8 protein-coding genes and 1 pseudogene are annotated in these 12,349 nt (G+C 74.1%); 4 read left to right on the top strand and 5 right to left on the bottom strand.

The window, feature by feature from the left end; genetic code table 11:
* Positions 1–66: 66 nt before the first annotated feature.
* Entirely contained in the window at positions 67–1,425 is a 1,359-nt protein-coding gene (locus AC0680_RS28270; RefSeq protein ID WP_478634051.1) for a phosphomannomutase/phosphoglucomutase, read from the bottom strand.
* A gap of 136 nt (positions 1,426–1,561) precedes the next feature.
* Positions 1,562–2,005, bottom strand: coding sequence for a DUF3499 domain-containing protein (locus AC0680_RS28265; RefSeq protein ID WP_384433044.1), 444 nt, complete (start codon positions 2,003–2,005; stop codon positions 1,562–1,564).
* A gap of 268 nt (positions 2,006–2,273) precedes the next feature.
* Between AC0680_RS28265 and AC0680_RS28260 the strand changes: the two genes are divergently transcribed.
* Complete coding sequence (locus tag AC0680_RS28260; protein ID WP_384433047.1) at positions 2,274–2,732, top strand: metallopeptidase family protein; 459 nt, start codon at positions 2,274–2,276, stop codon at positions 2,730–2,732.
* A 361-nt stretch (positions 2,733–3,093) separates the two neighbouring features.
* Here the strand turns inward: AC0680_RS28260 and AC0680_RS28255 are convergent, their stop codons facing one another.
* The 3 genes from AC0680_RS28255 to AC0680_RS28245 all read right to left on the bottom strand — a co-directional run bounded on the left by AC0680_RS28255 (position 3,094) and on the right by AC0680_RS28245 (position 9,097).
* Positions 3,094–4,689 (bottom strand): DUF5719 family protein, encoded by a 1,596-nt coding sequence (locus tag AC0680_RS28255; protein ID WP_478634048.1) that lies wholly within the window; start codon positions 4,687–4,689, stop codon positions 3,094–3,096.
* Entirely contained in the window at positions 4,686–8,516 is a 3,831-nt protein-coding gene (locus AC0680_RS28250; RefSeq protein ID WP_478634045.1) for a glycosyltransferase family 2 protein, read from the bottom strand. The genes AC0680_RS28255 and AC0680_RS28250 overlap by 4 nt, the downstream gene beginning before the upstream one ends.
* Positions 8,517–8,833: 317 nt before the next feature.
* Positions 8,834–9,097 (bottom strand): WhiB family transcriptional regulator, encoded by a 264-nt coding sequence (locus AC0680_RS28245; protein ID WP_003983763.1) that lies wholly within the window; start codon positions 9,095–9,097, stop codon positions 8,834–8,836.
* Between the two features lie 705 nt (positions 9,098–9,802).
* Here AC0680_RS28245 and AC0680_RS28240 point away from each other — a divergent pair.
* The 3 genes and pseudogenes from AC0680_RS28240 to AC0680_RS28230 all read left to right on the top strand — a co-directional run.
* Positions 9,803–10,312: a cysteine dioxygenase gene (locus AC0680_RS28240; protein WP_478634042.1), complete on the top strand. Its 510-nt coding sequence runs from the start codon at positions 9,803–9,805 to the stop codon at positions 10,310–10,312.
* Positions 10,313–10,345: 33 nt separating this feature from the next.
* The gene (gene cofD / locus AC0680_RS28235) at positions 10,346–11,356 is read left to right on the top strand and encodes a 2-phospho-L-lactate transferase (RefSeq protein WP_478634039.1); all 1,011 of its coding nucleotides are present in this window, start codon (positions 10,346–10,348) and stop codon (positions 11,354–11,356) included.
* A 64-nt stretch (positions 11,357–11,420) separates the two neighbouring features.
* Positions 11,421–12,296: pseudogene (locus tag AC0680_RS28230) on the top strand (coenzyme F420-0:L-glutamate ligase); the annotation flags it as partial.
* Positions 12,297–12,349 lie beyond the last annotated feature (53 nt).

The following is a 12,349-nucleotide window of genomic DNA, read 5'->3' as shown; positions in this document are numbered from 1 at the left end:
GGGGGGGGGGGGGGGGCCCCCCCCCCCCCCACCACCTGTGCCGGCCTGGTGTCCGGGCTCGCGGGGTCAGCCGCGGATGATCGCCAGTGCCTCGTCGCGGGCCCGTTCGGCGGTCGCGGTGTCGCGGGCCTCGACGTTCAGGCGGAGCAGCGGTTCGGTGTTCGAGGGGCGTACGTTGAACCACCAGTCGTCGGCGGTGACGGTCAGGCCGTCCAGCTCGTCGAGGGTGACGCCGGGGCGGCCCTCGTAGGCGGCCCTGATCGCGGCGAGGCGGCCGGCCTGGTCGTCGACGGTGCTGTTGATCTCGCCGGAGGCCGCGTAGCGGTCGTACTGGGCGACCAGCTGCGAGAGCCCGCCGTCCTGGCCGCCGAGGGCCGCCAGGACGTGCAGGGCGGCGAGCATGCCGGTGTCGGCGTTCCAGAAGTCGCGGAAGTAGTAGTGCGCGGAGTGCTCGCCGCCGAAGATCGCGCCGGTCTTGGCCATCTCCTCCTTGATGAAGGAGTGCCCGACGCGGGTGCGGACCGGGGTGCCGCCGTTCTCCTTGACGACCTCCGGTACGGACCAGGAGGTGATGCAGTTGTGGATGATCGTCCCGCCCTGGTGCTTGGCCAGCTCGCGGGCGGCGACCAGGGCGGTGATCGCGGACGGGGAGACGGGGTCGCCGTTCTCGTCGATGACGAAGCAGCGGTCCGCGTCGCCGTCGAAGGCCAGGCCCAGGTCGGCGCCGACCTCGCGGACCCGCGCCTGGAGGTCGACGATGTTCTTGGGGTCCAGCGGGTTGGCTTCGTGGTTGGGGAAGGAGCCGTCCAACTCGAAGTACATGGCGTCGAGTTCGAGGGGCAGTCCGTCGAAGACGGTGGGGACGGTGTGGCCGCCCATGCCGTTGCCCGCGTCCACCACGACCTTCAGCGGGCGGATGCCGGACAGGTCGACGAGCGTGCGCAGATGGGCCGCGTAGTCGCCGAGGACGTCGCGGCGGGTGACGGAGCCGGTGGCGGCGGCCGGTTCGGGGGCGCCCTCGGCGGACCAGCGTTCGACCAGCGCGCGGATCTCGGCGAGGCCGGAGTCCTGTCCGACGGGGGCCGCGCCGGCCCGGCACATCTTGATGCCGTTGTACTGGGCCGGGTTGTGCGAGGCGGTGAACATCGCGCCGGGCAGCCCCAGGGAGCCGCTGGCGAAGTACAGCTCGTCGGTCGAGCACAGGCCGATCTCGGTGACGTCGGCGCCGCGGGCCGCCGCGCCGCGGGCGAAGGCGCCCGACAGGCCGGGCGAGGAGGGCCGCATGTCGTGCCCGGTCACGATCGCGTCCGCGCCGGTGACCTCGACGAAGGCCGCACCGAACAGCTCCGCGAGCGATTCGTCCCACTGGTCGGGGACCACACCGCGCACGTCGTACGCCTTCACGATCTGCGACAGATCAGTCACAGCCAGCCCTCCTGTGGAGTCTTTGGGGTGGCTCCAACCTACCGGGCGGGCCGGTGCGGGGGCCGGGGATCCCCTCGCGTCGCGCGCTGACGGCCGGATACGGCCGGAGGGGCCCCAGGAGACCGGGGAAGGGGCCCTAGGAGTCCGGCGAGCGCAGGACCCGCAGATGGCCGCGGCGGGCGACCTCCATGGGGCGGCCGTCGCGGTCGCCGGGGGGCGGTGAGCCGTCGCCGGCGGCGCGTTCCTGGGGGCGGGCCGCCTCGCGGACGGCGTTGGCCAGGGCTTCGAGGTCGTCGCCGCTGGGGCGGGCCGGCCCGGAGTCGATGGCGAGGCGGACGACCTCCCAGCCACGGGGCGCGGTCAGCCGCTCGGAGTGCTCGGCGCACAGGTCATAGCAGTGCGGTTCGGCGTAGGTGGCGAGCGGTCCGAGCACGGCGGTCGAGTCCGCATAGACGTACGTCAGCGTTGCGACGGCGGGGCGGCCGCACGCAGTGCGCGAACAGCGACGTACAGGGCTCACGACGTTGGACGGTACCGCACTCTTGAGCGGGCCGCGACGACTCTCCCCCGGCTCACCCAACCGTGTCGTCCCGCTTCGTCCGATGCGTCTGACCTGGGCCCGCTCGACCCGGCCTGGGGCGGGCGGGCCGCCGCGGGCGGCATACGGCGATGAAACCCGTCACCACTCCATGCATTTCCGGCCATTCCGGGCGAGTTCCGCGATCTGATGCGGGGCCGCAAACGAAACCGACACGCATCGGTCCGGTCAGTGGACGACGGCAGCTTCTTGCCGCGGATCGCCGCGCTCTGCCGTGCCGTGGGGCCGGTGACGGCTACGCTCGATGCTGATGGACAGCCCCGTACCTCCCCGACCGTCGGAGCCGCGGCTCCGCCGCCGCGACCGCCACGGCCGTGGCATGCGCGGCCCCATCGCGCCACCCCAGGTGCCGCTGTCGGTGACCCGCGCCGACGCCTTCGTGGATCTCGTGTACGACTCCCGGGACCGCCTGGAGCGGCGCTGGCCGCAGCTCTCCCAGGTCGACTTCATGATCTTGGAGGTGCCCGGTTTCGGCCCGGACGACGGCCCGGACGCGGTCGACGGCGAGGAGACCGTGCCGCTGGGGCGGGTGCTGCCCGCGGCGGGCGGACATCGCGACCGGATCGTGATCTACCGCAGGCCGGTGGAGATCCGTACGAAGAGCCGCGACGAGCGCGCGCTGCTGGTCCACGAGGTGGTGGTCGAGCAGGTCGCCGAGCTGCTCGGGCTGGCTCCGGAGTCGGTGGATCCGCGCTATGGCCAGGAGTAGCTGGTACGTCGTGGTCGCCCGGGGCGGAGCCGTCGCTGGTTGCCGTTCACGTCGTGGCGGCGGTGGGATCTTCGGCGAAAACACGAACCCAGGCTCGGACCGCACGTCGTGGCTGCCCGGGGCGGAGCCGTTGTCGGTCGCGGTTCACGTTGTGGCGGCGGTGGGACCTTCGACGAAACACGAACCCCGGCTCGGGCCGCACGTCGTGGTTACCCGGGGCGGAGCCGTTGCCGGATGCCGTTCACGGCCTGGCGATGGTGGGTTCTTCGGCGGAATGCCGGGCCCAGGCCCAGGCTCAGGCCGGGGGGCCTGTCCCGGATCGGCAGGACAGGCCCCCGGGCGCAGGTCCCGGTGACGCCGGTCAGTCCGTGAGCACCGACAGGTCCTGGCCCGCGGTCGGGACGAGGACCGAGCCCCGGTCGTCGGGCATCGTCTGGATGGTGAAGGCGGGCACCTGGCCCTGGGGCCGGGCCAGCATCCGGGCCGCGTAGACGGGGCCGCTGTCCGCTTCGGGCTCCACGGTCAGCGCATAGCCGCCCTTGAGGCCCTGCGGGCGGGGCGGGACGACGTCCAGGGCGGTGCCGCCCTTGACCGTGTACGTCTTGGTGACCGGGGTGCCGCCGCCGCTGCCGGCCGACGCGGTGACCTTCACCTTGGCGTCCTTGCCCTTCTCGGGCGCGACCAGCGACAGGGTGCTGCCCTTGTCGCGGTTGTCGGCGACGGTGGCGCGCTTGTCGACCGGGCGGGTCGCGGGGATGAACGCCATCTCCTGTGCGGCGCCCTTGCCGCGGGTCACCCGCAGGGCGGCCGCCACGGGGGCCTTGGAGCCGCCGTCGGCGGGCGTGAGCACCAGCGAGCCGGCCTCGCCCTTGGTGACGTCCTTGAGGTCCACCGCCGTGGTCATCCCGCTCTTGACGTGCAGGGTCTCCAGACCGGCCGGGGTGATCAGCCCGGTGGGGGTGGCCAGCTGCACCTTGAGGTCGGCGTCGGACTCGCCGGGCGCGACGGCGACCAGCCGGACGGAGGTGGCGTCCTTGGGGATGCCGGGCAGCACCACGCTCGGCGACGGGTCGGCGGCGGCCGGCAGCCAGTCGCTGCCCAGCTTGCCGTCGGCGGCCTGGACGGCGGCACCGACCCGGCCCTCGCGGGCGACGACGTGCAGGGAGGCGTTGGTGGTGGGGGTGGTGGTCAGGGTGGAGAGCAGCACCGGGACCGTGGCGTGCGCGGGGACGGGGATGTCCTCGCCGGCGGAGCCGGTCAGCGAGCCGTCCTTGCCGTGCAGTTCGAGGTCGACGACGGCCGGGGTGGCGTCGGGGTTGGTGAGGTGGACGTAGTCCTGGCGGTCGGCGTCGGTGCTGACGCCGGGGAACCAGAAGGTGGTGTCGGGGGTGGGGCAGCTCAGACCGAGGAGGCCGCGCCCGGTGCCGGCCGCGACGGCGGTGGTCTGCTGCACGGTCCAGCCGGGGGCGAGGGTGCCGTCCGCGGCACCCACCAGGGCAGGGGCGTCGGCGCGGTCGGTGGAGGTGGTGACCGGCTTTCCGGCCTGCTGGAGGGGGAGGACGGGCTTGGTGTCGCGGGGCGGGACGGTGAGGCTTCCGGAGCCGTCGGCGACACCGCCCCCCTTGCCGTCCTTCTTGCCCTTCTTGCCCTTCTTGCCCTTGCCGCTGCCGTCGCTGCCGGCGTCCTTGACGGTCGCGGCGGGCACCAGCTGGGCGGTGCCCTTCTTGGTGCCGGCGCCGGCTGCGGCGCCCTGGGGGGCGAAGGCGGTGTAGGTCGTCTCGCCGACCTCGGAGGAGGTGGGGGCCGGGCACAGCAGCGCGGAGCGCTGGACGGGCAGCCGGGTGCCGCTGCCGGCGGTGTCCTGGGCGCCGCCGCCGGGGGCCGCGACGGCGGCGACGCCGGTGACGGCGGCCAGCGCGACGGCCACGCCGGTCAGGGACATCATGGTGCGCTTCACTGCGGGTCGCTCCCGTCACGGCGCGGCTCGGGGTAGGAGCCGGAGTACCCGGGGTACTCGGTGCCGTCGTCGTAGGGCTGCTGCTGGGGCTGCGGCGGTTGGTCGGCGTACTGCGGGGCGCCGTAGCCGTACGGGTCGTAGGCGCCGGCCTGGTAGGGGTCGGCGGCGTACGCCCCGGCCCCGTACGGGTCGGCGGCGGCCTGGCCCTGCTGCGGGTACTGCCGGCCGTAGGGGTCGGCCTGGTAGGGGTCGGCCGCGGCGTAGGGCTGCTGCTCGCCGGCCTGCGCCGGCGGGCCCTCCGGCGGGAGCGGGGCGACCTGCTGGACCGGCTGCCAGTCCTCGTAGGACTGCTGCTGCGGCACCGCGGCATACGGGTCGCCGGTCGGGGCGGCGTCATGGACCGGGTTCGGCCCCGCCATCGGGTCAGCCATCGGATCCGTCGTCGGGTTCACCGTCTGCTCGCCGGTCCGCGCGGCCGGGACGGTGGGCTGCCCGGCCTGCTCGGGGGCGCCCGCGGCCTCGGCCTGGGCGCGCAGGCGGCGGGCCCGGCGGCCCTCGCCGGCGGCCGCGGCGGCCTGCTCGGCGACGGCGTCCTCGGGGAGGTCGTCGTCGATCTCCCGGCGGCGGCCGGGCAGCGCGAGGACGACCAGGACGACGGCGAGCAGGCCCTGCGCCCACAGCCAGAGGGTGTGGCTGAAGGGGTCGTGGTGGGTGAGGTCGAGCCGGCCGCCGTCGGCGGGGAGCGTGAAGCCCTGCGCCCAGCCGTCGACCGTGACGGGCTTGAGCGGGGTGCCGTCGAGGGTGGCCTGCCAGCCCTCGTCGACGGTGTCGGCGAGCCGCAGCACCCGTCCGGCGGGCCCGGCGGGGATCTTGGTGTGCGCCTCGACGGGTTCGGACGCCACCGGGACGGGCGCGGCGACCTCCCCGGCGGCGGTGCCGTCCGCGGCGTGCCCGGACACGATCGAGACCCGCGAGACCCGGCGGTTGACCCGCCACAGGGCGCTGCCGTCCTCCTGGCTGCGCCGGGTCAGGCCCGGGGTGGAGTCCAGCACCCGGCCGATTTCGCGCGGTGCGCCGTCCCTGACCAGGACGTAGCGGACCGCGTAGCCGCCGAGCTGGTTGGTCTGGTCGGCGCCCGAGCCGGCGACGAGGTGGGCGACGATGGTGCCGAGCCGCTCGTCCTCGCCCGCCTGGGCGGCCAGGTCGGCGTCACCGAGCCGGGCGCCGGAGCCGCGGACCAGGGTGTAGTCGACATGGCCGGGGCGGCCGTCGAGGACCAGGGTGCGGGGCCGGTCGGAGCTGCCGGACTCCTCGGCGACGAAGGCCGGGACCTGCTCGGGGTTGCGGCGCTCCAGCGGGCCGGCCGCACCGGTGATCATCCAGCTGGCCGCGGCGTAGAGCGGGGCGAGGACGGACGCCAGCGCGATCAGCACGGCGACCGGCTGCTTCCAGCCGAAGCCGAGGCTGGCCATGCGGGTGCGGATGCCCTCCGCGCCGATCGCGGCGGCGCACAGCAGCGCCAGGCCGTAGACGAGCATCGCGGGCCCGGTCCAGCCGGAGCCGTTGCCGAGCGCCGCGCACAGCAGCCCGGTCAGCGCCACGGCCCAGGCGACGCGGATCGCCGGCTGCCGTGCGTCGCGCAGCGTGGCGGCGAGCGCGGCCAGCACGATGCCGAAGAGCAGCACTCCGCCCGCGGCCTTGGGGCCGCCGGGGCTGAGGCCGACGAGGTCGAGTACGGAGGCGGAGCCGGCGCCGTAGTCGAGCCCGGCCTCCTGGAAGAAGCGGGAGGGGCTGGTCAGCAGCGACAGCGACCAGGGGGCGAGCACGACGAGCGGGGCGAGCACCACGGCCAGGAAGCGCAGCCCGTAGGCGAGCAGCTGGTCGCGGTTGCCGTCCAGGAAGCGCAGCACCAGCAGGCCGATGCCCAGGAGCACCGCCAGCGGCCAGACGACGGGGGTGAAGGCCGTGGTGAAGGTGATCAGCAGGGCGTACGCCCAGGTGGCGCGCCAGCTGGGCCGGGTGCCCGCCGGAAGCCGCAGTCCGCCGGCGGCGATCGCGGCGCGCGCGATGAGGGGCAGCAGGATGGCGAGCACCGCGGTGCCCAGGCGGCCGCCCGCCAGCGCGCCGGCGGCCGCGGGCAGGAAGGCGTAGGCGATGCTGCCCCAGGCCCGCAGCAGCCGGGAGGCGACCAGCGGGCGGGAGGCGAAGTAGGCGGTCAGGCCGGCCAGCGGGACGGAGCAGACCAGCAGCAGGGTGAGGGCGAAGCCGGTGGAGCCCAAGAAGACGCTGGAGACCAGGGCGACGATCGCCAGGTAGGGGGGTGCGAAGGCGCTGTCGCCGACCCCGACCGCGTGCCAGCTGTCGAGGTAGGCCGACCACAGGTCGGACACGCTGCCGGGCGCGGGCAGCAGCGCGCCGCCGGTCAGCGCGCCGGAGCCGAGCAGCCCGCGGCAGGCGATCAGCGAGACCAGCAGCAGGACGAGGAAGAGCACCGGCCCGGGTTTGCGGGCGATCCGCTTGAGCCGGGCGAACTGCTCGATCTCCAGGAAGTCGGCGTCGTCGCCGCCGGGCCCGGACTCGACGGCGCCGTGCCGGCCGGCCGAGGCCACGTCGGGTGCGGCGCGCCCGGCGAGGTTGCCGGCGACCTGTTCGACGGTGGCCCGTACGGTCGCGCCGGGCGGCGGGAAGAGCGGCCGCAGGTCGCTCGCGTCGACCGCGGGGCGGCCTCTGCGCTTGCGGGCGGCGAGGATCTTGCCGGGGCGCAGCAGGGTGCCGAAGAGTCCGGCGAGTTCGTCCAGCGCCTGGCCGGGGACCTTGCCGACGAGGTAGGCCAGCACCCTCAGGACGGTGCCGACCACCAGCCGCAGCAGGACGTACGGGAGGGTCGCGCCGCGGGTGTTGGTGAGCAGGGTGTAGACGGCGCCGGCCTTGTCGACGCGGTGCGGGTTGGCGACCGAGCGGCCGACGCAGTCGATGGGGCGGCGCTCGCGGGCGGCGGCCTCGGCGTGCCGCAGGATGGCGTCCGGCGCGACGAGGACCTGGTGGCCGGCGGCCTGGGCGCGCCAGCACAGGTCGACGTCGTCGCGCATCAGGGGCAGCCGGCGGTCGAAGCCGCCCAACTCCTCGTAGGCGTCGCGGCGGATGAGCATGCCGGCGCTGGAGACGGAGAGCACGGGCCGTACCTGGTCGTGCTGGCCCTGGTCCTGTTCGCGGCGGTCCAGGCCGGTCCAACGGCGGCCGCTGCGCGCGATGCTGACCCCGGCTTCGAGCAACTGACGGCGGTCGTACCAGCTGCGCAGCTTGGGGCCGACGATGACGGTCGAGGGGCTGGCGTCGGCGACCCGCAGCAGCTCGGCGAGGGCGTCCGGCTCCGGTGCGCAGTCGTCGTGCAGCAGCCACAGCCACTGGACCGGTTCGCCGTGCGGCAACTCCGGCATGTCGTAGGCCTCGTCGCGCCAGGTGCGGCTGACCGGGTCCCAGCCGCTGGGGCGGCGCAGATAGGGCAGGTCGTCGGGGGTGAGCACGGGGGCGGTGCGGACGGCCTCGTCGACGGCGGTGCCGAATCCGGAGCGGCGGGCGAGGTGGAGCACCCGTTGGTCGCCGATCGCCTCGGCGAGCAGTTGGGCGGAGTTGTCCGCGCTGCCGGTGTCGGCGCCGATGACGTTCTGCACCGGGCGCTCCTGGCCGAGCAGGCCGGTGAGCGCGTCGGGCAGCCAGCGGGCACCGTCGTGGGAGACGATCACGGCGGTGACCACGTGCCGTGGGAACTCTGGGGTGGCGGCTGCGTGTGAGGCGGCCTGGGCCGCCGACTGGCTGTGCAAGGACATCGAGGTACGGGCCCTCCGGACCCGGGAGTTCGAAGGCCCGCGGCGAAGTCGCTCAAGGCCCCCGCCCCCGGAAGACACTGCGACGGACTACGAGGCGACGCGCGCGCCCGGTGGGGCGGCGGCGCATCTCGGACGGGGCCCCACACTAATGGTTCGTGCCGCCGCCCCGGCCGGATCCCCGCACAGCAGTCCGCCTCCGGCGGCCGGGGCGCTGGAGGCGGAGTGTTCGCTATAGGGGGATATGGGGAGTTGGGGTGGTACGGCGGCGTGGTCCACAGGGCCGCGCGCCGTCGGTCCGGACGGCTGCCTGGTCATCGTCAGACGGCGGCCTTCTTGAGCCGGCGCCGCTCGCGTTCGGACAGACCGCCCCAAATACCGAAGCGCTCGTCGTTGGCGAGGGCGTATTCGAGGCATTCGGACCGGACTTCACAGGCGAGACAGACCTTCTTGGCCTCGCGGGTGGACCCACCCTTCTCCGGGAAGAAGGACTCGGGGTCGGTCTGGGCGCACAGTGCGCGCTCCTGCCAGCCGAGCTCCTCGTCCGCCTCCTCGACCAGCAATTCCTGGAACAGCTCGGTCATGTGCGCCCCTCGTCTGTCTTTACGTCCCCGTGATCAAGCCGTGATCGATTTCGGCTGAACGACACGAGTGAAATTACAAGTGTGGTGATCCGGGCCAGTCAAGCCGAGATCTGCTATTGAGCCTCTTATTCACTCGGCGGAACCAAGCGGATGCAGAAAGTGTTCAAATCAGTAAAAACCAGGACACTTCCCCGGGCGTACCGCCTGGCACGTCCGCGTCGTTCACCAAGACGCGATCAGGCGGTGTCCGCGTTGCACCCCGCACACCGAAGCGGGGAAGATCACAGACGGATCACGGAGCCGCAACGGCGTTTGTGGGTGCGGATACCGGCCGATGTCTCCGGGTCGGGGGCTGCACAAACCTTTCTCCGACCGGAGCAACCGGATGTGGTGAAAGATTCGCGGCAAACCAGACATCCGGTTGACATCGCGCCGTGAACCCGGTCTCCTTGTCCCCATGCCAGTGACTCCCGCGCCCCGACTGACCCGTGCCTACGGGTCGCTCTGCGCTGCGCAGGCTCGCTGTCGCTGTTCCAGCTGTCGTAGCCACTGAGCTCCAGCTTTTTCGCTCGCACCACCCCGCAGCACCTCTGCACCGCGACCACCGCGCCGTGCCCCCCACAGGGAACGCCCGCGCCGTGCCGCACCCCTTCCGCGCCGCCCGGGCGCGCCACCCCAGCACTTCCGCCGAGGAACCCGACACCGATGAACAGCGACGTCCAGATCGCCGGCGATCCGCTCGCCATCCCCCACCTGCTGCCGCCCGTCCCCGCGCACCCGGCCACCGTCGCCGGCTTCGCCGGACTGGCCCGCTCGATCGCCGCCGACCGGGACTCGTGGGCCCCGCTCGTCCGCTACGACGCCACCACCCGCTGGTACCACCGGCTGCGCACCGGCCCGGGCTATGAGGTCTGGCTGCTGAGCTGGGTGCCCGGCCAGGGCAGCGGCCGGCACGACCACGGCGAGTCCTCCGGTGTACTGACCGTCCTGGAAGGCGAGTTGACCGAGCGCGTCGAGACCGGGCCCCGCACGCTCGCGGCCGGCGCCCAGCGGGTGTTCGCCCCCGGCTATGTGCACGAGGTCGTCAACGACTCGCTCACCCCGGCCGTCAGCCTGCACGTGTACTTCCCGGGCCTGACCGACATGCCGATGCACCCGAGCCAGACCGCCGCCGACCGGGCCACGGCCGCCTCGCCCGAGGTACCGGCCCCCTGACGCACGGTCGCGGGCCCCTGACATCCTGGGGTCATGCGAATCGTGGTTCTGGCCGGCGGTATCGGCGGCGCCCGCTTTCTGCGGGGACTGAAGGCAGCGGCTCCGGACGCGGACATCACCGTCATCGGCAACACCGGCGACGACATCCATCTGTTCGGGCTCAAGGTGTGTCCCGACCTCGACACCGTGATGTACACGCTCGGCGGCGGCATCAACGAGGAACAGGGCTGGGGCCGTGCCGACGAAACCTTCCGGGTGAAGGAGGAGTTGGCGGCCTACGGCGTCGGCCCCGAGTGGTTCGGGCTCGGCGACCGGGACTTCGCCACCCACATCGTGCGCACCCAGATGCTGAGCGCCGGCTATCCGCTCAGCGCCGTCACCGAGGCGCTGTGCGACCGCTGGCAGCCCGGTGTGCGGCTGCTGCCGATGTCCGACGACCGGATCGAGACCCATGTGGCGGTCGACGAAGACGGCGAGCGCAGGGCGATCCATTTCCAGGAGTACTGGGTGCGGCTGCGCGCCTCGGTGCCCGCGCACGCCGTGGTGCCGGTCGGCGCCGACCAGGCCAAGCCGGCGCCGGGCGTGCTGGAGGCGATCGCCGCGGCGGACGTGGTGCTCCTCCCCCCGTCCAATCCCGTCGTCAGCATCGGCACGATCCTGGCGGTACCGGGCATCCGCGAGGCCATCGTGGCGGCCGGGGTGCCGGTGATCGGCCTCTCCCCGATCGTCGGGGACGCCCCGGTGCGCGGCATGGCCGACAAGGTGCTGGCCGCGGTGGGGGTGGAGTCGACGGCGGCGGCCGTGGCCCGGCACTACGGCGCGGCGAGGCCGCTCCCGGCGCAGGAGGGCCAGGAGCGGGGCGAGGGCGGTGCGGGGCTGCTGCACGGCTGGCTGGTCGACTCCGTCGACGCGGGCACGGTGGACGAGGTGACGGCCGCCGGCATCCGCTGCCGCGCCGTACCGCTGATGATGACGGACCTCGACGCCACGGCCGCGATGGCCCGCGAGGCACTGGCGCTGGCCGAGGAGGTCCGCGCGTCGTGAGCGGGCGAGCCATGGGCGGGTGCGCGCCGCGCGCCTGCGGGGCGGGGCGAAGCGAGGTGCCGGCATGAGCGCGGCGCAGGTGCCCGGGTACCGGGTCTGGGCGCTGCCGGGGATGCCCGAGGTGCGGCCCGGCGACGACCTGGTCAAGCTGATCGCCGCCGCGGCGACGGCCGACGGCCTGCCCCAACTCGTCGACGGCGACGTGCTGTTGGTGACCTCGAAGATCGTCAGCAAGGCCGAGGGCCGGGTGCTGCGGGCCACCGACCGGGAGGCGGCGATCGACCAGGAGACGGTGCGGGTGGTGGCCCGCCGGGGCACCCTGCGGATCGTGCAGAACCGGCAGGGCCTGGTGATGGCGGCGGCCGGCGTCGACGCCTCCAACACCCGGGCCGGGACGGTGCTGCTGCTGCCCGAGGATCCGGACGCCTCGGCCCGCGCCCTCCGGGCGGGCCTGCGCACCGCGCTCGGCGTGGACGTCGGGGTGGTGATCAGCGACACCTTCGGCCGCCCCTGGCGCGCCGGCCTGACCGACGTCGCCATCGGGGCGGCCGGTGTGCGGGTCCTGGACGACCTGCGCGGCGGCACGGACGCGTACGGCAATCCGCTCAGCGCGACGGTGGTGGCCACCGCGGACGAACTGGCCGCGGCGGGCGACCTGGTCAAGGGCAAGGCGACCGGGCTGCCGGTCGCGGTGGTGCGCGGGCTGGGGCACGTCGTCGAGCGGGCGGACGACGGCGACGGGGCGCGCGCGATGGTGCGCGACGCCGCGCACGACATGTTCCGGCTGGGCACCTCGGAGGCCGTACGGGAAGCGGTGACCCTGCGGCGTACGGTCCGGGCGTTCACCGACGATCCGGTCGATCCCGGGGCGGTGGGGCGGGGGGGGGGGGGGGGGCGCCCCCCCCCCCCCCCGCAACCAAACCCAAAACGGCGGGTGGTGTGTGCGGGGTTGGGCTGGGGGAGGGGGGGGGGGGTGGGGGGGACGTGAGGGGA

The sequence above is a fragment of the Streptomyces sp. NPDC043738 genome (genome assembly GCF_056436545.1).
Note: the sequence above shows the minus strand (reverse complement) of the source record. Positions and strands in the feature narration are given on the sequence as shown.